The sequence below is a fragment of the Enterobacter cloacae complex sp. P29RS genome (assembly GCF_014893445.1).
Classification (GTDB): domain Bacteria; phylum Pseudomonadota; class Gammaproteobacteria; order Enterobacterales; family Enterobacteriaceae; genus Enterobacter; species Enterobacter intestinihominis.
The window spans coordinates 117,665-136,252 of sequence record NZ_JADBPZ010000006.1; the positions used below are offsets into that span (position 1 = coordinate 117,665).

Genomic DNA, 18,588 nt, shown 5'->3' on the forward strand with positions numbered 1-18,588 from the left:
CTCTTTTATCGGTTTACTCTTTACATGGGGGTAAGCGTCGTCGCTTCAACTCAACCCTGCAAAATTTTGTCCATCATCCGCCCCGGCAGCAGGCGTTTCAACCAGCCGACGGCATGGGTCACCAGCGTCACCGGATAGCGCATTTTAGGGGTATCGCTCTCAAATGCGTGGCGCACTTTGGCAACCACGGCTTCTGGCCCAAGCGTAAAACGCGCCGCGATACCGGGATTTTCGACCGGTTGGTCCGCCTGCGTCTGGTTAACGTTTTCCGTAAAGCGGGTGCGGATGGGGCCCGGTTCAATCAGGCTGACCTTAATGCCGCTGTGGCGCAGCTCCATGCGCAACGCATCGGACCAGGCTTCAAGCGCATATTTACTGGCAGCGTAAGCCCCGCGTCCCGGCGTGGAGATCAGGCCCATCACCGAGGAGGTCATGACAATCCGCCCTTCGCCGTGCGGCAGCATGGCGGGGAGAAGGCGCATGGTGAGCTGATGCGCCCCAAAAAAGTTTGCGGAGAACTGCTGCTCCAGCTGTTCCCGTGAGAGGGTCTGTAGCGGGCCGTATACGCCATAGCCCGCATTGTTGAACAGGCCGTAAAGCCGGTTGTTGGTCAGGGCGATAACCTCATCGGCGGCCTGCTCCACGCTCTCTGGCGAATCGAGATCCAGCAGAATGCCGGTAAATCCCAGCCCTCGCATGCGTTCGACATCCTCGGGTTTGCGGCAGGCTGCCAGCACCCAAAACCCCTGACGTTTCAGTTCAAGGGCGCTTTCAAGGCCAATTCCGCTGGAACATCCTGTTATTAAGACCGATTTTTGCATAACTTTACCTGTCAGGTTCTCAGCTGTTTGACGAGTCATGTTTTACTAAAGGAGCCAGCCGGGTTGCCATCCAGTCGGCAATGAACGGCTGGGCATCGCGATTGGGGTGAATGCCATCATCCTGCATCCACTGGGGTTTCAGATAGACCTCTTCCATGAAAAATGGCAGCAGCGGAATATCAAACTCTTTGGCAAGCTTAGGATAGATCGCGCTAAACGCCTCATTATACCGACGGCCGTAGTTAGCGGGCAGGCGAATTTGCATCAGCAGCGGCTGGGCGTTAGCAGCCTTAATGGTCTGCAAAATAGTCCGCAGCGTTTGCTCCGTTTGCTGTGGCTGGAAGCCGCGCAAACCATCATTACCGCCCAGTTCGACCAGCACCCAACGCGGTTGATGCTGCTTAAGCAGGGCAGGCAGGCGCGATAAGCCTTGCTGCGACGTATCGCCGCTGATGCTGCCGTTAACGACAGACGCCCGGGACTGCCATTTATCATTGAGCAGGGCGGGCCAGGCCGCACTGGCCGCCATACGATAGCCCGCGCTCAGGCTGTCGCCCAGAATCAATAACGTGTCCGCAGCCGCCGCGCGGAAGGTCATCAGCATCAAAAACAGGAAGGGCAAATGCCAGCGGAAAACATTGTTGAAGTTCATCGTCTTAAGAAGTCCGTCGGTCAGGGAGAACACGAGCTTTCCATCCTCACCGGAGTTGAACTCGTTGTCAAACGTGCCGAAACCATCGCCCTGATTGGCGAATCCGGTTCCGGTAAGTCCACGCTGCTGGCCATTCTCGCCGGGCTGGATGATGGCAGCAGCGGGGAAGTGAACCTGGTCGGCCAGCCCCTCCACGCGCTTGATGAAGAGGCGCGCGCCGCGCTGCGTGCCCGGCATATCGGGTTTGTCTTTCAGTCATTCATGCTGATCCCAACCCTCAACGCGCTGGAAAACGTTGAGCTGCCCGGCCTGCTGCGCGGTGAAAATACCCGCGAAAGCCGCGATCACGCCAAAGCGTTGCTGGAACAGTTGGGGCTGGGAAAACGTCTCGACCACCTTCCGGCACAGCTTTCCGGCGGTGAGCAGCAGCGCGTGGCGCTGGCCCGGGCGTTTAACGGACGCCCGGAAGTGCTGTTTGCCGATGAGCCCACGGGCAATCTCGACCGTAAAACCGGGGACAAAATTGCCGATCTGCTGTTTTCACTCAACCGCGAACACGGCACCACGCTGATTCTGGTTACCCACGACCCGCAGCTGGCCGCCCGCTGCGACCGCCGCCTGCGGCTGATAAACGGTGTTCTTCAGGAGGAAGCATGATTGCCCGCTGGTTTTGGCGCGAATGGCGCTCGCCCTCGCTGCTGATTGTCTGGCTGGCGTTGAGCCTGGCGGTGGCCTGCGTGCTGGCGCTCGGCAGCGTCAGCGATCGTATGGAGAAAGGGCTTAGCCAGCAGAGTCGGGAATTTATGGCGGGGGACCGGGCTCTGCAAAGTTCTCGCCCCGTGCCGCCGGGCTGGATTGAGGAAGCGCGCAAAGAGGGGTTGAAGGTGGGAGAGCAAATCACCTTCCAGACCATGACCTTTGCGGGCGACACGCCACAGCTTGCCAGCGTAAAAGCCGTGGATGACATCTACCCGATGTATGGTGATTTACAAACCAGTCCGCCGGGGCTAAAACCGACGGCCGGTACGGTACTGCTGGCATCGCGTCTGATGGCGCTGCTGAACCTGAAACCCGGCGACAGTATCGACGTCGGCGACGCGACCCTCAAAATTGCCGGGGAAGTGGTGCAGGAACCCGACTCCGGATTTAATCCGTTCCAGCTCGCGCCGCGCCTGCTGATGAACACCGCTGATGTGGCGAAAACCAACGCCGTCCAGCCGGGTAGCCGCGTCACATGGCGCTATAAGTTTGGCGGGACGCCTGCTCAACTGGTGGCGTATGAAAAATGGCTCCTGCCTCAGCTCAAGCCGGAACATCGCTGGTACGGGCTGGAGCAGGATGACGGGGCGCTCGGCAAATCCCTTGAGCGTTCTCAGCAGTTTCTGCTGCTGTCGGCGCTGTTAACCCTGCTGCTGGCCATTGCGGCCGTTGCCGTGGCAATGGGGCACTACTGCCGCAGCCGTTACGATCTGGTGGCGATACTCAAAACCCTCGGCGCGGGCCGGGCACAGCTGCGCAAGCTGATTGTCGGCCAGTGGCTGATGGTGCTGGCGCTGTCGGCTCTGACCGGCGGGGCGATAGGGCTGCTGTTTGAAAAGCTGCTGATGGTGCTGCTCAAACCGGTCCTGCCCGCTGCGCTGCCGCCTGCCAGCCTCTGGCCGTGGCTGTGGGCCATCGGCGCGATGACGACGATCTCCCTGCTGGTGGGGTTACGCCCCTACCGGCTGCTGCTCGCCACCCAGCCGCTGCGCGTGCTGCGCCGGGATGTGGTGGCCAGCGTCTGGCCGCTGAAGTTCTATCTGCCGGTGATTATTGCGGTGGCGGTCGGGTTGTTGGCCTGGCTGATGGGCGGCAGTACGCTGCTGTGGGCGGTGCTGGCGGGCGCGGTGGTGCTGGCGCTGCTGTGCGGCGTGGTGGGCTGGATACTGCTTAATGTGCTGAGTAAGCTGACAGTTAAATCACTCCCCATACGGTTAGCGGTTAACCGACTGCTGCACCAGCCGTGGTCTACCCTCAGCCAGCTCTCGGCATTTTCGCTGTCGTTTATGCTGCTGGCGCTTCTGCTGGTGCTGCGCGGGGATCTGCTGGATCGCTGGCAGCAGCAGCTTCCTCCGGAAAGCCCGAACTATTTCCTGATCAACATTGCTCCCGAACAGGTGACGCCGCTGAAGGGTTTCCTGTCTGAGCATCACATTATTCCGGAATCGTTCTATCCGATCGTGCGCGCCCGTCTGACGCAGATCAACGGCCAGTCCACGGAGGGAAATAAGGATGAATCGCTCAACCGCGAGCTCAACCTGACCTGGCAGGCGAAACGTCCGGACCATAACCCGATCGTTGCCGGCACCTGGCCGCCAAAAGCGGGGGAAGTGTCGATGGAGGAGGGGCTGGCGACACGCCTGAACGTGAAGCTCGGCGATAGCGTGACCTTTACCGGTGATACCCAGGATTTCACCGCCAAAGTCACCAGCCTGCGCAAAGTGGACTGGGAAAGCCTGCGGCCAAATTTCTTCTTCATCTTCCCGCCGGGCGCGCTGGACGGACAGCCCCAGAGCTGGCTGACCAGCTTCCGCTGGGAAAACGGCAACGGCATGCTGACGCAACTGAACCGGGAATTTCCGACGGTGAGCCTGCTGGATATCGGCGCGATCCTCAAACAGGTCGGGCAGGTGCTGGAACAGGTGAGCCGCGCCCTGGAGGTGATGGTGGTGCTGGTGACCGTCTGCGGCCTATTGTTGCTGCTGGCGCAGGTACAGGTGGGCATGCGCCAGCGTCATCAGGAGCTGGTGGTCTACCGCACGCTGGGGGCCAGTAAAAGGCTGCTGCGCGCCACGCTGTGGAGCGAATTTGCCCTGCTCGGGCTGGTGGCGGGCCTGGTGGCGGTCATCGGGGCGGAAACCGCACTGGCGGTGCTTCAGACGAAAGTCTTTGATTTTCCATGGGAGCCTGACTGGCGGCTGTGGCTCACGCTGCCCGTCTGCGGCGCGGTGCTGCTGTCCCTGTGCGGTGGCTGGCTCGGGACGCGGCTGTTGAAAGGTAAAGCGCTGTTCCGCCAGTTTGTCAGCTAGTTTACTTGCGTGATGATGACGCACCGGCATTTCTGCTGGTGTGTCATCACTTAATAGCACAAATCGTTAATGCTCATGCATTTAGTAGCACAAAACATTAAAAACCCGCCCACACAGCCCGAATTTTTCCGGTTAATATTCACCAGCTAAATATTTAGCAGCGTGTCTATCAAGGAAAAAGAATGACTATAAGAAAAACAGCGCTGGCGACAACGATCGGCGCAGCAGTGGCATTGGCTTCTTTCGCATCTCAGGCGGAAATCACCCTTCTGAAACAGGATCCGCAGGCGGGTAACCCGCTGAGCCGTCTGAACTTCACCGTTGGCGGCAGCATCCGTCCTCAGTTCCAGAACATGACCGGTGATGACGGCAAAAACGGCTACAAGCGTAACGGTTTTGACGGCGGTACCCGTTTCCGTTTCGCGGCAGACTACTACCTGTTCGATGACATCAGCTGGATCACCTACTACGAGCTGGGTGTGAACATTCCGGCGCAGTTTAACTGGGATAACCACTACGCCGACGGCGCGCACGACACCTCACGCCGTATGCTCTACACCGGTCTGAAGAGCGACACCTGGGGTACGCTTACCTTCGGCCAGCAGAACAGCGTGTACTATGACGTGGTGGGCGCGAAAACCGATATCTGGGACTACGACATGATTGGTCAGGCGTCGGGTAACGGGATCAACGGCGACTACGACGGCTCTTACCGTTCACGCCAGATGCTGAAGTACAAGAAAACCGTGGGCGATGCTGACATCTACGCCTCTTACCTGTTTGAAGACAGCGAATACCTGCCGGGCAACGGCCTGCGCTACAAGCGCAAAGGCGGCGGTTCACTGGGTATCGATTACCACCTGACCACCGATCTGACCTGGGGCGCAGCGTGGAACTACACCCGCGCGGACATGCGTAATCCGGACAACGGCGACAGCAAATCCTACGACCAGAACATTCTCGGCACCGCACTGAGCTGGACGCCGGATAACTGGACCTTCTCCGCAGGCGGCGGCTGGTATCAGAACTTCATGACCACCAAAAAAGTGTCCGTTAACGACTACTTCGCCGGTGATGCATGGGGTATTGAATACTTCGCAGGATACAAATTCCCGGTCGGTCAGTATGCGGTGAAATCCATTCAGCCGTACTTCATGGGCGACCGCATTGAGTACGTGAACGGCCGTAACTACCAGCGCATCGACAACGGCGTAGGTATCAGCGTCCAGCTGGACTACGGTTTCCGCGTGGATTACGAACACGTGTTCACCTCCAGCACCGACAACCTGGGCGACATGAACCTGGTGCGTCTGCGTTACGACTTCTGAGTGGTTTGTTCCCCGGTGGCGCTGCGCTTACCGGGGCTACAAAAGCACGCGTAGGCCGGGTAAGGCGTAGCCGCCACCCGGCTTTTTTCAGCGATCAAGCCATTCGGCAATGTCTTCAAACGTCCCGCGATATACAATTTTCTCCGCCTTTTTCTCCAGCTGATAGCCGTACATCGGATCGTAATAGCACGCGTAGGCCGGGTAAGGCGTAGCCGCCACCCGGCTTTTTTCAGCGATCAAGCCACTCGGCAATTTCTTCGTACGTCCCGCGAAAAACAATCTTCTCCGCTTTCTTCTCCAGCTGATAGCCGTACATCGGGTCGTAATAGTCCTTCAGCAGCGGCACAAGCCAGCTGAAGTGCGCGTCAGTGCTTCCAGAGCGCTGTTGTTCCAGCAGCGCGGAATCTAATAGCGCGGTAAATTCCGCGAATCGTTGCAGCCCCAGACGACGGCGGATGGCGAACAGGCCGTGATGCAGGTATTCGCTGTAGGCTTTCCAGCCCGCTTCTTCACCGTAGGCGGCAAAAAAGTCGGCCCACATGTGGTCGAAATACTCTTCGCGCAGGCGCTCAAGACGGATCTCAAACGGATCTTCGACCACCACGACAGGCGCTTCCGCCATGCGGTCGCGCAGGCACTCCGGCAGGTGGTTAGAGCCAATCATCCGGCCCTCATCCTCCAGCACCCAGCGCGCGGCATCTTTTTTTAGCAGCTCGACGGCAAGGTGATTCTCGAAGCTCGCCTGAGAAAGTTGCGGGGTGAGCGTGCGGCCAAATGACGAGCCGCGATGGTGCGCCAGCCCTTCCAGATCGATGCCCTGCGCATGCTGCTTCACCAGCAGCGTTTTGCCGTTTCCGGTACAGCCACCGATAAGCACCATCGGTTTTTGTGACTGCTCAATCGTCACCTGAATTGCCGTCTGGCGCAGGGCCTTATAGCCGCCGCGGATCAGCGGATAATCGATTCCCGCCTCTTTAAGCCAGGCCTGGGAGATATGTGAGCGCTGGCCACCGCGCGCGCAGCAAAGGTAGCCCTCAGGATGGGCCAGGCTGGCTTCGCGCCAGGCGTTGATGCGCGCCTCTCGCGTCTCGCCGTTGACCAGGCTATGGCCGAGCGTCAGTGCGGCGTCCGGACCCTGGCGTTTATAGCAGGTGCCGACGGCGGCACGCTCGTCGTCGTTCATTAAGGGCAGGTTGAGTGCGGCGGGCATCGCACCCTGGACAAATTCGATCGGCGCGCGAACGTCGATTAAAGGGGTATCGGACGCGAGGATCGCGCGATAGTCCGTTCCATCGTTCATGGTGGTTCCAGAAGAAAGCTAAGCAGCAATGGGCGGGAATTGTACGCCGGGGAAGGGGAAGGTCAACTCCCCGGCGGGGGTTACTTACTTCAGTTTTGACTGCGCCCAGACAATCCCGCTCGCGTATTCTGGCGGCAGCAGGGGAACAATCGCTTCCAGCGTGGCGCTCAGGCGGTCCGTGTCGGTATCGTTCAGGTTCAGGTGGCCGACCTTACGACCCGGGCGCACCGCTTTGTCGTACCAGTGCAGGTGCACCAGCGGCAGCTTCAGCCAGTCGTAGTTCAGATCGGTGCCGATCAGGTTGATCATCACCGACGGGCTGGTCACCACCGGCTGCGGCAGCGGCAGGTCAGTGATGGCGCGCAGGTGCAGCTCGAACTGGCTGATGGAGGCACCGTTTTGCGTCCAGTGGCCGCTGTTGTGCACGCGCGGCGCAAGTTCGTTGATCAGCAGACCCGATGGCGTGACGAAACACTCCATCGCCATTACGCCCACATAGCCCAGCTCATGCATGATGGCAAAGAGCATCTCTTCCGCCTGCGCCTGCTGGTCAGCATTGGCCTGCGGGAAGGCGACGCTGGTGCGCAGAATCCCGTCCTGATGCAGGTTATGCGTTAGCGGGTAAAAAACGGTGTGCCCGTCATGCCCGCGCGCGCCCACCAGCGACACTTCACCGCTGAAGTTTATGCCCTGCTCAACGATGCACTCGCCGTAGCAGTCGTCCGGCAGCTCGGCGGTGTCGTTCGCGCGCAGGCGCCACTGCCCGCGACCGTCGTAGCCGCCGACACGACGCTTCACGATCGCCAGATCGCCCAGCATGGCGAAGACGTCATTCCACTCGCTTTTGTCGGACAACAGCTGCCACGGCGCGGTCGCAAGGCCGAGCTTGTCGAACAGCTGCTTTTGCGTCAGACGGTCGGCGATGATCGGGAAGACGTCGCGGTTCACAAAGGCGTTATGGCGCGCCAGCTCGCGGGTCAGGGCGGTTTCCGGCCAGCGTTCAATTTCGGCGGTGATCACGCTCTGATGGAACGGCACGGCTTCCGGCTCGGCGTCCAGCCCGACGGGCCAGACGGCAATACCCAGCGGCTCACCGGCCTGACGCAGCATCCGGCCAAGCTGACCATTACCAAGAACGCAAACCTGCTTCATGCTGCACCCCGCGGATCCGGGTTATCCAGCACCTCGTCGGTCTGGGCTTTACGCCACTCCGCCAGGCGTTGATGTAAGTCATTATCATGCGTCGCGAGGATCTGCGCGGCCAGCAGGGCGGCATTTGCGGCACCCGCCTTACCAATCGCCAGCGTACCGACAGGGATACCGCGCGGCATCTGGACGATAGAGTACAGGCTATCAACCCCGCTTAACGCGGCGCTCTGTACCGGCACGCCCAGTACCGGCACCAGGGTTTTGGCGGCAATCATGCCCGGCAGATGTGCTGCGCCGCCCGCACCGGCAATGATCACCTCGTAACCGTTCTCTTCGGCGCTTTCGGCGAAGCTGAACAGTTTATCCGGCGTACGGTGCGCGGAAACCACTTCAACGTGGTGCGGAACATTCAGGATTTCAAAGATTTCGGCGGCGAACTGCATGGTAGCCCAGTCGCTTTTGGACCCCATCACGATGGCGACACGCGCCGGATTATTGCGGGAAGACATGCGTCTTAAAACTCCTGTGGTGCGGAACACACTGCTTTCGAGGGCACAGAGAATAGCATGTAATACCGGCAAGGAAAACGGTTGCGTGGTCGTGAAATGGGCGAAAAAACGAGGAGGGTTAGAACGGGAAGGCGATCAGTTCCACACCTTCCGGCGTGACTTTGACCATCGATCCTTCGCTGTGCCAGGCGCCTAAAACCACGCGATGGGCGGGCTCGCCGTTGGCGATAAGGGAATGCACATCGGGACGATGGGTATGGCCGTGGATCAGCCACTGAACGCGATGCTTCTCCATCACCTTCACTACCGCCTGCGGGTTGACGTCCATGATGGTCATCGATTTGCTGCTATTGGCGGCCTTGCTGCCCGCGCGCATTCTGGCGGCGATGCGGTTGCGAATAAACAGCGGCAGGGCGAGGAACACTTTCTGGATCCACGGGGTATGAACTTTGGCGCGAAACGCCAGGTAGCCGGTATCGTCAGTGCAGAGCGTGTCGCCGTGCATGATCAGAATATTGCGGCCATAGAGGTCAAGCACCTGCTCTTCCGGCAGCAGCGTCATGCCGCTCTCGCGGGCGTAGCGCTGGCCGATCAGGAAATCACGGTTGCCGTGAATGAAATAGCAGGGGACGCCGGAATCCACCAGCGCTTTAATGGCCGCTGCCATCTCACGGTGCAGCGGGTTCGGATCGTCGTCGCCTATCCAGGCCTCAAACAGGTCACCCAGAATGTACAGCGCATCGGCGCTTTTCGCTTCACCGCGTAAAAAACGCAGAAAACCGGCGGTTATCGCCGGTTCTTCTGTTTGCAGATGCAGATCCGCAATAAAGAGTGTCGCCACGAATTACTCGCTGACGGTCACGCTTGTGATCACAACGTCTTCTTTAGGAACGTCCTGGTGCATACCGCTGCGGCCAGTAGAAACGGCTTTGATCTTGTCGACCACGTCCATGCCTTCAACCACTTCTGCGAATACGCAGTAGCCCCAGCCCTGCAGGCTTTCGCCAGAGAAGTTCAGGAAGTCGTTGTCCGCCACGTTAATGAAGAACTGTGCGGTAGCAGAGTGCGGGGCCTGAGTACGGGCCATTGCCAGCGTACCGCGGGTGTTTTTCAGGCCGTTGTTCGCTTCGTTTTTGATCGCTTCTTTCGTCTCTTTCTGGCGCATGCCAGGCTCGAAACCGCCGCCCTGGATCATAAAGCCGTTGATCACACGGTGGAAAATAGTGTTGTTGTAGAAACCTTCGCGGCAGTAGTCCAGGAAGTTTTTAACTGTTTCAGGCGCTTTGTCATCAAAGGTTTTGATTACGATATCGCCATGATTAGTGTGGAAAGTAACCATTTTTGCATCCTGTTCCGTTATTGTGGTGCGTCGACCCGTGCTCGGGTCACATATAGGGGCTTGTTATAGCATAACCACAGGACACGATCACCTTGCATTGTGTGCTGACCGTGCTCCGAATTATGGGTATTATAAGGAACAAACAATCCACACACGTGTTTACATGGAATCTTCGATGTTAAAAATCTTTAATACAATGACGCGCCAAAAAGAGGAATTTAAACCTATCCATGCCGGGGAAGTCGGCATGTACGTGTGTGGTATTACGGTTTACGATCTCTGTCATATCGGCCATGGCCGTACCTTTGTCGCGTTCGACGTGGTGTCCCGCTACCTGCGCTTCCTGGGCTATAACCTGAAGTATGTGCGCAACATCACCGACATCGACGACAAAATCATTAAACGTGCTAATGAAAATGGCGAAAGCTTTGTCGCGCTGGTGGATCGCATGATCGCCGAAATGCACAAGGATTTTGATGCCTTGAATATTCTGCGCCCGGATAGCGAGCCGCGTGCGACCCACCATATTCATGAAATCATTGAGATCACCCAAAAGCTGATCGAGCGCGGTCACGCCTATGTGGCGGACAACGGCGACGTGATGTTCTCGGTGCCGACGGACCCAACCTACGGTGCGCTTTCCCGCCAGGATCTGGACCAGCTCCAGGCCGGTGCACGCGTGGACGTGGTTGACGTGAAGCGTAATCCGATGGACTTCGTGCTGTGGAAGATGTCCAAAGCGGGCGAACCGAGCTGGCCATCCCCGTGGGGCGAAGGGCGTCCGGGCTGGCACATTGAATGTTCCGCGATGAACTGCAAACAGCTGGGCAACCATTTCGACATCCACGGCGGCGGTTCGGATCTGATGTTCCCGCACCACGAAAATGAAATCGCGCAGTCCACCTGTGCTCACGGCGGCGAGTACGTGAACTACTGGATGCACTCCGGGATGGTGATGGTTGACCGCGAGAAGATGTCGAAATCGCTGGGTAACTTCTTCACCGTGCGCGACGTGCTGAAGTATTACGACGCGGAAACCGTGCGCTACTTCCTGATGTCCGGCCACTATCGCAGCCAGCTGAACTACAGCGAAGAGAACCTGAAGCAGGCGCGCGCTGCGCTGGAGCGTCTGTATACCGCACTGCGCGGCACCGACAGGTCTGTTCTGGCCGCTGGCGGCGAGGCGTTCGAAGCCCGCTTCGTTGAGGTCATGAACGACGACTTCAACACGCCGGAAGCCTACTCCGTGCTGTTCGACATGGCGCGTGAGGTGAATCGCCTGAAGTCAGAAGATATGGCGGCGGCGAATGCGCTGGCGTCTCATCTGCGTAAGCTCTCTTCCGTGCTCGGCCTGCTGGAGCAGGAGCCGGACGTGTTCCTGCAAAGCGGCGCGCAGGCGGACGACGGTGAAGTAGCGGAAATTGAAGCACTGATTAAAGCGCGTCTGGAAGCGCGTCAGGCGAAAGACTGGGCGGCGGCGGATGCGGCGCGTAACCGTCTGACCGAGATGGGTATTATTCTGGAAGACGGCCCGCAGGGCACCACCTGGCGTCGTAAGTAAGTCCGTAATGCCCGGTGGCGCTTACGCTTACCGGGCCTACAGGTGAAAGTAGGCCGGGTAAGGCGTAGCCGCCACCCGGCTTTTTTTACCTTCTCTTCTTCCACCATAATACTCCCATCAGCACGATTCCCGGCAGCCACACCCACAGCAGTTCCGAGATAATCACCTGATGCCCGTACGGCGTGGTATAGCGCGACAGTGCAAACGGCGCGACCTTAATCACCTGCCACGGCGCAAAGAAGCGCTCATCTGACCAGGGCCATAGCCAGCCGACGCCTTTCCCGCCGGTGGTAATCGAATCCAGCAGGCTGTGCGACAGCAGCGACACGGTTAAAAACAGCCAGCAGCGCGACAGGCTGGCCCGGAACCATCGACGCCCAGCCAGCACGCAAAGTATGGGCACTACAAAGGCAAACAGCAGCGAATGAGTGAAACCGCGGTGGCCGAAAATATTCCCGTAGGCGACACCGAATTTAAACGCCAGTATGTCAGCGTCAGGCAGCATGGCGAGGACGATCCCGGCAAACAGCAGGCGGGGTGGGATGACTTTGGTTCCGAGCCCTAAGCCCAGACACAAAGGTACGGCAGCGTGGGTGATAACGGTAGGCATTACATTTATCCATGGCAAATCATGGAAATATAGCAGTCATCTCGCGCTATAAGACCCATGCTAAATTCTGAATTTACGCCGATTCCCGCGCGATAAGCTGGCCGGAGAGGGTAATACGCTGCGTTTGCAGATCCGGCTCCTTCAGCCTGCGGATCATCAGCCCTGCCGCCTGGCGGCCTGTCTCTTCGCTGGCAGACGAAACGTAAGTCAGTGACGGCGACGTGAGGTTTACGTGAAGCATATCTTCAAAGCCGATCAGCGCCACCTGCTGAGTCAGGAAAACATCTTTGCCCACCGTGCGCCCCACCTGGTGAATGCCGGAGATCGAACCGATCATCGCGTCCGGCGAATGGCAGAGCAGGGCGGTAATCGTGTTGTTCTTCTCCAGCAGCTGGCGAGTCGCCATGGCCGCCGCCTGCGTATCATCGGTGCAGGCGGGAGAATATTCCTCACGCCAGACCAGGCCGTTCTGCGTCATCGCGCTGCGAAAACCGAGCAGGCGCTGCTCGCGAATACGGCACCCGTCGCGCCCGCCAATGTAGGCGATGGTGCGGTGCCCGCGCTCGATAAGATAACGCGCGGCCAGGTTCGCCGCCTGGCGGTTATCGCGCATCACCAGGTTGCATTTCTCTTCCAGCAACGACTGCGAAACCGCCACAAGCGGCAGCGGGCATTGGCGAATGTGTTCCGGGAGAGAGGCGGCGCGGGTGTCCGACGCCAGATAGATGACGCCCGCCACGCCCTGCTGCTTAAATGAGAGCAGGGTACGCTCAAGATGTTCGTCGTCGTTCAGCGGCTGACCGAGAAAAACCATATAACCCTGTTTCTCCAGCTCCTGAACGATGCTCGCCATCACTTTGATGGAAAAGCTGTCGCTGAAGTCCCGCAGGATCAGGCCGATTAAATTGGAGGTGTTGGCGCGAAGGTTGGCAGCGGCGACGTTATGAACATAGCCCAGCGTTGTGATGGCGGCATTGACCTTCCCGATCGTCGCCTCTGAGATTTTCCCTTTCTGGCGCAGCACCAGCGACACGGTAGAAACCGACACGCCCGCATGCTTTGCAACATCAATAATGCTGACTTTCTTCAAAACCGCTCCCTGAAATTTACCGATTATCAGCCAGATAAGAGGCGTACCCCAGCGTACAGGAGACGCCTCCTTCAGGCATCTTATTATTTGCCAATCATCGTGGACATGGTCTGGGCGATAAACTGTGCTCTGGCCCCGAAAATCACCTGTATCCCGTTGTCGCCAACAAACACCACGCCGCGCGCGCCCAGCCCGTTCAGCCCGTCCCGGTCCACCGCTTCGCTCTTCGCCACTTCCAGACGCAGACGCGTGATGCAGGAGCCGACGGAATCAATGTTCTGCGCACCGCCCAGCAGGCCGATGATTTCGGTTGCAAGTTCGGAATCGGACTTGTCATTCGCGCTGGCGGTCACTTCGGTGCGGCCCGGCGTTTTCACGTCGAAACGGCGGATCACGAAGCGGAAGGTGAAATAGTAAATCAGGGCCATAGGGATACCGATGATAATGGCGCTCAGGAAGTTGGTCTGATAGCCGTTAAACGACGGCAGGATCCCGAACGACAGGTAGTCGATAAAGCCCGCCGAGAACGACTTGGCGATGTGCGCATGCAGCAGGTACATGGTCATGTACGCCAGGCCCGCCATGATGGCGTTGAAGACGTAAAGGATTGGCGCCACGAAGATAAAGGTGAACTCTACCGGCTCGGTGATGCCCGTCAGGAAGCAGGTGAGGGCGGCGGAGAAGAGAATACCGGCCGCAATTTTCTTATTCTTCGTATGCGCTTCATGGTACATCGCAAGGCACGCCGCAGGCAGCGCGAACAGCATCAGCGGGAACTCGCCCTGCATGAATTTCCCGGCGTTCTGGTAGGTATCGCTGCTGAAGGATTTCACCCCTTCTTCGAGCATCTTGAACCAGATGGTCTGGTCGCCGTGGATCACCTGACCCGCCTGGGTGGTGTAATCCCCGAACGAATACCAGAAGGAGGGATACCAGATGTGGTGCAGGCCGAGCGGGATCAACGCGCGCTCCACCAGCCCGAAGATAAAGGTCGAGGCCGCCTGGTTATCGCCGTTCACCACCACGGACAGGGCGTCGATCCCGGACTGAATATGCTGCCACACGTACGGCAGCAGCAGGCCGAGCAGGAACGACAGAAATGCCGTCGCAATCGCCACAAAACGCTTCCCGGAGAAGAAGCCGAGGAATTCCGGCAGCTGCATGGTGTGGAAGCGGTTGTAGCACCAGGCCGCGAGAATACCGCAGATCAGGCCGCCAAAGACGCCCATCTGCAACGTTGGAATGCCGACGACCATGGCGTATTTCCCGCCCTGGGAGGCCATTTCCGGCGTAATGCTCAGCACGGTGCTGATGGTGATGTTGGTGACAAACACCGAGACCGCCGCAGAGAGTGCCGCAATGCCGGATTCCGAAGCCAGACCGACGGCAGAGCCGATGGCGAACAGCATCGGCAGGTTATCAAAGATAACCCCGCCGGCGTTCATCATCAGCGGCAGGTGGAACTTATCGCCGAAGGCCAGCAGCAGGCCCGCAGCGGGAAGCAGTGAAATTGGCAGCATTAAGGCGCGACCAATCATCGATAACTTAGACAGCGATTTAACAAACCCTGATATCAGACTCATGCTGATTTCCCCCGAGTAGCGCTTTTTCGCGCTGTTATTGTAAGTAGAACGTTTTAGTAGAACGTTCTACTTATCGTGGGGAAAGTCTGAAAATCGCGCAACATAATTTTCACGTTTCGCCAGAGGGAATAGTGATTATTTGAAGTTGATCGATAATTAACCGTGATGGGTGTGAGGGGATTGTGAGAGAAATTGCCGGGTGGCGGCTTCGCCTTACCCGGCCTACAAACGGAGACAGTACGTAGGCCCGGTAAGCGCAGCGCCACCGGGCATCAGACAGCTCAGGCCGTCACGGTCACGCTCTGACCTGCAAAGCTCACGGTCTGGCCCGCGACAATTTTGCAGCGCTTGCGGGTTTCCACCGTGCCGTCTACTTTTACCTGCCCGTCGGCGATGACGATTTTCGCCTGCGCACCGCTTTCGCTCCAGCCTTCCAGCTTCAGCAGATCGCACAGCTCAACGTGCGGATGTTTACCTAAAGAAAAAGTTGCCATGATTACGCGTCCTCTACGTCGTGATACTCCTCGCACGCCTGCAAGGTATTCTGAATCAGTGTTGCGACCGTCATCGGGCCTACGCCGCCCGGGACCGGAGTAATATAGGAGGCGCGCGCTGCGGCATCTTCATACACCACGTCGCCGACCACTTTGCCGTTTTCCAGACGGTTAATACCCACGTCCACGACGATTGCGCCCTCTTTGATCCACTCGCCCGGAATAAAGCCCGGCTTGCCGACCGCAACGATCAGCAGATCGGCGTTTTCGACGTGATGACGCAGGTTTTTGGTGAAGCGGTGAGTGACGGTGGTAGTGCAGCCCGCCAGCAGCAGCTCCATGCTCATCGGGCGGCCCACGATGTTGGAGGCGCCAATCACCACGGCGTTCAGGCCATAGGTGTCGATGTTATAACGCTCCAGCAGCGTCACGATGCCGCGCGGGGTGCACGGACGCAGGCGCGGCGCGCGCTGGCACAGGCGGCCCACGTTATACGGATGGAAACCGTCAACGTCTTTGTCCGGCGCGATACGCTCCAGCACCTTCACGTTGTCGATGCCCGCAGGCAGCGGCAGTTGAACCAGAATGCCGTCGATCTCTTTATCGGCATTCAGGGTGTCAATCAGTTCCAGCAGTTCTGCTTCGCTGGTGGTTTCCGGCAGATCGTAAGAGCGGGAGACGAACCCCACCTCTTCACACGCTTTGCGTTTGCTGCCGACATAAATTTGCGAAGCCGGGTTGCTGCCAACCAGCACAACGGCCAGCCCTGGGGCGCGTTTTCCGGCAGCTTTACGCGCCTTCACTTTTTCCGCAACCTCAGAGCGCACCTGCTGCGCAATCGTTTTACCGTCAATAATCTTTGCTGCCATCAGAGAGAAGATTCCGTCTGTAACGTTAGAAAGGGGGGATTACCTGTATTTTGTCAGAAGCGAGCGCCGCTGTCAGTCACCCTTTACGAGATTTCATCGATGGCCCGCAAAATCCCTTCTCAGTGCGTGGTCAATTTCTTAGGGGCGATTAGGATGTGACCTGGCAAAATGGCAGCGTTTTGACATATTACAAAATAGATTCCTGAGCTACTTTGTCCTCTCCGAAATAAGCCTTCAATTTTTTAATTGAACGTATTTCTTATTCCCGAATATGCGCGGGAAGGGTTATTTACATTTTAAAGGAATAGACATGAAACTCAGCAACATTGCTTCTACTGTTATTGCAACTCTGGCCCTGGTCGCGGGTGCCGCTCACGCAGAAGATCCGGTAGCACCTGTATCTGTAAACGGTGGTACGGTGCATTTTAAAGGTGAATTAGTGAATGCCGCGTGTTCAGTGAATACTGACTCTTCAGAGCAGACGGTTAATCTCGGCCAGTACCGTACCGCGAAATTCACTAAAGTGGGTGACACCACCTCCAATATTCCCTTCACCATCGAACTGAACGACTGCGATCCTGCGGTAGCGAAAACCGCTGCTGTCGCGTTTACCGGCCAGATCGACGCCACCGACAAAACGCTGCTGGCGGTAAGCTCCGGTAACAACGACAACTCCGCGAAAGGCGTAGGTATTGAGATCCTCGACAGCAAATCCTCCACGCTGACCCCGGACGGTGCAACCTTCTCTGCGGCGCAGAACCTGATTGAAGGGACTAACACCCTGAACTTCACCGCGCGCTATAAAGCCACGGCGGCGACCACCGCGCCAGGCCAGGCAAACGCGGACGCAACATTCGTAATGAAATACGAGTAATGCCTGAGTACAGGGATGTGGCTGGCCTCAGGGAAGAGGTCTTTTGATCGCCTATACCGGGAGCGAAGGATGACAAGGACTGGGATACTGCTGTGTGCCCTTGCGATTGCCTCAGCGGTAAACGCACATACCGTTGTCATAGACGGCGGCAAAGTACACCTCAGGGGAGAGCTGGTTAACGGCGGCTGCGCCGTGGCCCCGGACAGCCAGAATATGCGCGTGGATATGGGGCAATACCGCACAAACGCCTTTTCCGGCGTCGGCAGCTTTTCCACGGTTAATGTGCCTTTCACCGTACGTCTGCTGGATTGCAGCGTGGACGTCTCCCGCACCGTGGGGATCCAGTTCCAGGGAGTGACATCGGCAGAAGACCCGCAGGTTTTCCTGGCGACATCGCGGCCGGGGGAAAATGCGGTCAGCAGTGGTGTCGGACTGGCGCTTTTTGACGAACAGCAACGTCAGATCATCCCGAACGCGACGGCAGTGAGCTGGTTACCCATTAACACCCGCGAGCTGGTATTTCATTTCAGCGCCCGCTACCGGGCTATTTCCGAACACCTTGTACCAGGCACTATTCAGTCGAATGTCTGGTTTACGTTGATTTATCCCTGACGCCTGCGAACTAATTATTAAAGGTACGGTTGTGATGAACACCCTGATTAAACCTGGACTGTTTTTAACTTTTATTTTGATGATGGTTTCTGCCAGCGCGAATGCATCCGGCGGAATTGCGCTGGGCGCGACGCGCGTTATTTATCCGGCCGATGCAAAACAAACGTCGCTGGCGATCACCAACAGCAATAAACAAGAGCGCTATTTAATTAACGCGTGGATAGAAAATGCCAACGGGCAAAAGGAAAAAACCTTTGCCGTCACGCCGCCGCTGTTTGTCAGCGAGCCGGCCAGCGAAAACACCCTGCGCATTATCTACGCAGGCCCGGCGCTGCCTGCCGATCGCGAATCACTCTTTTACATGAACGTCAAAGCGATTCCCTCCGTCAGCAAAAAACATCAGGACGGCAACAACGTCCTGCAACTGGCCATTCTGTCACGCATCAAGCTGTTTGTTCGCCCGGCTAACCTGGCGATGCCGCCGGAAGAGGCGCTCTCACAGCTGCGTTTTGAGCGCGTCGGCAACCATCTTAAGGTGAGCAATGCCTCGCCGTATTACGTCACGCTGGTCAATCTGAAGCTCGGCGGTCAGACGCTGGAGAACCTGATGGTTGCTCCGAAAAGCTCGGCGCAGCAGGTGCTGCCTGCCGCAGCGAGCGGCACGCTCTCCTGGCAGAGTGTGAATGACTACGGTGCCATTACGCCGGCGCGTAGCGTCAGCCTGTGAGC

20 protein-coding genes are annotated in these 18,588 nt (G+C 58.0%); 7 read left to right on the plus strand and 13 right to left on the minus strand.

Annotated elements, in window-relative coordinates; all coding sequences use genetic code 11:
* Positions 1-50: 50 nt before the first annotated feature.
* Positions 51-860, minus strand: coding sequence for an SDR family oxidoreductase (locus tag IM282_RS06440; protein ID WP_087878403.1), 810 nt, complete (start codon positions 858-860; stop codon positions 51-53).
* Complete coding sequence (gene tesA / locus IM282_RS06445) at positions 841-1,473, minus strand: multifunctional acyl-CoA thioesterase I/protease I/lysophospholipase L1 (RefSeq protein ID WP_003858933.1); 633 nt, start codon at positions 1,471-1,473, stop codon at positions 841-843. The genes IM282_RS06440 and tesA overlap by 20 nt, the downstream gene beginning before the upstream one ends.
* Between tesA and ybbA the strand changes: the two genes are divergently transcribed.
* From ybbA to IM282_RS06460, 3 genes are all read left to right on the plus strand, one after another.
* Complete coding sequence (gene ybbA, locus IM282_RS06450; RefSeq protein WP_192970236.1) at positions 1,444-2,130, plus strand: putative ABC transporter ATP-binding protein YbbA; 687 nt, start codon at positions 1,444-1,446, stop codon at positions 2,128-2,130. The genes tesA and ybbA overlap by 30 nt on opposite strands.
* A complete protein-coding gene (gene ybbP / locus IM282_RS06455) occupies positions 2,127-4,541 on the plus strand; it encodes a putative ABC transporter permease subunit YbbP (protein ID WP_192970237.1) in 2,415 nt (804 codons plus the stop codon). The genes ybbA and ybbP overlap by 4 nt, the downstream gene beginning before the upstream one ends.
* Before the next feature lie 182 nt (positions 4,542-4,723).
* Positions 4,724-5,869, plus strand: a complete 1,146-nt coding sequence (locus IM282_RS06460; RefSeq protein ID WP_022647296.1) for a porin — start codon at positions 4,724-4,726, stop codon at positions 5,867-5,869.
* Positions 5,870-5,956: 87 nt separating this feature from the next.
* Here IM282_RS06460 and IM282_RS06465 read toward each other — a convergent pair whose 3' ends face one another.
* From IM282_RS06465 to ppiB, 6 genes are all read right to left on the minus strand, one after another.
* Positions 5,957-6,109: a hypothetical protein gene (locus tag IM282_RS06465; protein WP_154816810.1), complete on the minus strand. Its 153-nt coding sequence runs from the start codon at positions 6,107-6,109 to the stop codon at positions 5,957-5,959.
* Positions 6,099-7,169, minus strand: a complete 1,071-nt coding sequence (gene mnmH / locus IM282_RS06470) for a tRNA 2-selenouridine(34) synthase MnmH (protein ID WP_038415556.1) — start codon at positions 7,167-7,169, stop codon at positions 6,099-6,101. Before mnmH ends, IM282_RS06465 begins: the two co-directional genes overlap by 11 nt.
* A gap of 84 nt (positions 7,170-7,253) precedes the next feature.
* Positions 7,254-8,321: a 5-(carboxyamino)imidazole ribonucleotide synthase gene (gene purK / locus IM282_RS06475; RefSeq protein WP_105322514.1), complete on the minus strand. Its 1,068-nt coding sequence runs from the start codon at positions 8,319-8,321 to the stop codon at positions 7,254-7,256.
* Positions 8,318-8,827 (minus strand): 5-(carboxyamino)imidazole ribonucleotide mutase, encoded by a 510-nt coding sequence (gene purE, locus IM282_RS06480; protein WP_023299481.1) that lies wholly within the window; start codon positions 8,825-8,827, stop codon positions 8,318-8,320. The genes purK and purE overlap by 4 nt, the downstream gene beginning before the upstream one ends.
* 118 nt (positions 8,828-8,945) lie before the next feature.
* Complete coding sequence (lpxH, locus tag IM282_RS06485) at positions 8,946-9,668, minus strand: UDP-2,3-diacylglucosamine diphosphatase (protein WP_038415557.1); 723 nt, start codon at positions 9,666-9,668, stop codon at positions 8,946-8,948.
* 3 nt (positions 9,669-9,671) lie between these two features.
* Complete coding sequence (ppiB, locus tag IM282_RS06490) at positions 9,672-10,166, minus strand: peptidylprolyl isomerase B (RefSeq protein WP_000256009.1); 495 nt, start codon at positions 10,164-10,166, stop codon at positions 9,672-9,674.
* 175 nt (positions 10,167-10,341) lie between these two features.
* Here ppiB and cysS point away from each other — a divergent pair, with 175 nt between their 5' ends.
* The gene (gene cysS / locus IM282_RS06495; RefSeq protein WP_126503051.1) at positions 10,342-11,727 is read left to right on the plus strand and encodes a cysteine--tRNA ligase; all 1,386 of its coding nucleotides are present in this window, start codon (positions 10,342-10,344) and stop codon (positions 11,725-11,727) included.
* A gap of 85 nt (positions 11,728-11,812) precedes the next feature.
* Here cysS and IM282_RS06500 read toward each other — a convergent pair whose 3' ends face one another.
* From IM282_RS06500 to folD, 5 genes are all read right to left on the minus strand, one after another.
* Positions 11,813-12,337 (minus strand): metal-dependent hydrolase, encoded by a 525-nt coding sequence (locus IM282_RS06500; protein ID WP_069596314.1) that lies wholly within the window; start codon positions 12,335-12,337, stop codon positions 11,813-11,815.
* A 73-nt stretch (positions 12,338-12,410) separates the two neighbouring features.
* On the minus strand, positions 12,411-13,427 hold the full coding sequence (gene malI / locus IM282_RS06505; protein ID WP_023299483.1) for a Mal regulon transcriptional regulator MalI: 1,017 nt from the start codon (positions 13,425-13,427) through the stop codon (positions 12,411-12,413).
* An 83-nt stretch (positions 13,428-13,510) separates the two neighbouring features.
* Complete coding sequence (locus tag IM282_RS06510; protein ID WP_003858916.1) at positions 13,511-15,010, minus strand: PTS transporter subunit EIIC; 1,500 nt, start codon at positions 15,008-15,010, stop codon at positions 13,511-13,513.
* Between the two features lie 281 nt (positions 15,011-15,291).
* Positions 15,292-15,504, minus strand: a complete 213-nt coding sequence (gene ybcJ / locus IM282_RS06515) for a ribosome-associated protein YbcJ (RefSeq protein WP_022647303.1) — start codon at positions 15,502-15,504, stop codon at positions 15,292-15,294.
* Between the two features lie 2 nt (positions 15,505-15,506).
* Positions 15,507-16,373: a bifunctional methylenetetrahydrofolate dehydrogenase/methenyltetrahydrofolate cyclohydrolase FolD gene (gene folD, locus IM282_RS06520; RefSeq protein WP_008499332.1), complete on the minus strand. Its 867-nt coding sequence runs from the start codon at positions 16,371-16,373 to the stop codon at positions 15,507-15,509.
* A 310-nt stretch (positions 16,374-16,683) separates the two neighbouring features.
* On the opposite strand from folD, the gene fimA reads away from it, so the two are divergent.
* The 3 genes from fimA to fimC all read left to right on the plus strand — a co-directional run bounded on the left by fimA (position 16,684) and on the right by fimC (position 18,586).
* Complete coding sequence (gene fimA / locus IM282_RS06525; protein WP_022647305.1) at positions 16,684-17,247, plus strand: type 1 fimbrial major subunit FimA; 564 nt, start codon at positions 16,684-16,686, stop codon at positions 17,245-17,247.
* A 69-nt stretch (positions 17,248-17,316) separates the two neighbouring features.
* The gene (fimI, locus tag IM282_RS06530) at positions 17,317-17,859 is read left to right on the plus strand and encodes a type 1 fimbrial protein subunit FimI (protein ID WP_192970238.1); all 543 of its coding nucleotides are present in this window, start codon (positions 17,317-17,319) and stop codon (positions 17,857-17,859) included.
* Positions 17,860-17,893: 34 nt separating this feature from the next.
* Positions 17,894-18,586 (plus strand): type 1 fimbria chaperone FimC, encoded by a 693-nt coding sequence (fimC, locus tag IM282_RS06535; RefSeq protein WP_022647307.1) that lies wholly within the window; start codon positions 17,894-17,896, stop codon positions 18,584-18,586.
* Positions 18,587-18,588 lie beyond the last annotated feature (2 nt).

Coding starts and splice junctions, on each gene's coding strand:
- ybcJ (WP_022647303.1), bottom strand. CDS start 15,504: ATGGCAACTTTTTCTTTAGGTAAACATCCGCACGTTGAGCTGTGCGAT.
- ppiB (WP_000256009.1), bottom strand. CDS start 10,166: ATGGTTACTTTCCACACTAATCATGGCGATATCGTAATCAAAACCTTT.
- ybbA (WP_192970236.1), top strand. CDS start 1,444: ATGCCAGCGGAAAACATTGTTGAAGTTCATCGTCTTAAGAAGTCCGTC.
- cysS (WP_126503051.1), top strand. CDS start 10,342: ATGTTAAAAATCTTTAATACAATGACGCGCCAAAAAGAGGAATTTAAA.
- purK (WP_105322514.1), bottom strand. CDS start 8,321: ATGAAGCAGGTTTGCGTTCTTGGTAATGGTCAGCTTGGCCGGATGCTG.
- mnmH (WP_038415556.1), bottom strand. CDS start 7,169: ATGAACGATGGAACGGACTATCGCGCGATCCTCGCGTCCGATACCCCT.
- fimC (WP_022647307.1), top strand. CDS start 17,894: ATGAACACCCTGATTAAACCTGGACTGTTTTTAACTTTTATTTTGATG.
- fimA (WP_022647305.1), top strand. CDS start 16,684: ATGAAACTCAGCAACATTGCTTCTACTGTTATTGCAACTCTGGCCCTG.
- IM282_RS06510 (WP_003858916.1), bottom strand. CDS start 15,010: ATGAGTCTGATATCAGGGTTTGTTAAATCGCTGTCTAAGTTATCGATG.
- IM282_RS06500 (WP_069596314.1), bottom strand. CDS start 12,337: ATGCCTACCGTTATCACCCACGCTGCCGTACCTTTGTGTCTGGGCTTA.
- purE (WP_023299481.1), bottom strand. CDS start 8,827: ATGTCTTCCCGCAATAATCCGGCGCGTGTCGCCATCGTGATGGGGTCC.
- ybbP (WP_192970237.1), top strand. CDS start 2,127: ATGATTGCCCGCTGGTTTTGGCGCGAATGGCGCTCGCCCTCGCTGCTG.
- IM282_RS06440 (WP_087878403.1), bottom strand. CDS start 860: ATGACTCGTCAAACAGCTGAGAACCTGACAGGTAAAGTTATGCAAAAA.
- fimI (WP_192970238.1), top strand. CDS start 17,317: ATGACAAGGACTGGGATACTGCTGTGTGCCCTTGCGATTGCCTCAGCG.
- tesA (WP_003858933.1), bottom strand. CDS start 1,473: ATGAACTTCAACAATGTTTTCCGCTGGCATTTGCCCTTCCTGTTTTTG.
- IM282_RS06460 (WP_022647296.1), top strand. CDS start 4,724: ATGACTATAAGAAAAACAGCGCTGGCGACAACGATCGGCGCAGCAGTG.
- folD (WP_008499332.1), bottom strand. CDS start 16,373: ATGGCAGCAAAGATTATTGACGGTAAAACGATTGCGCAGCAGGTGCGC.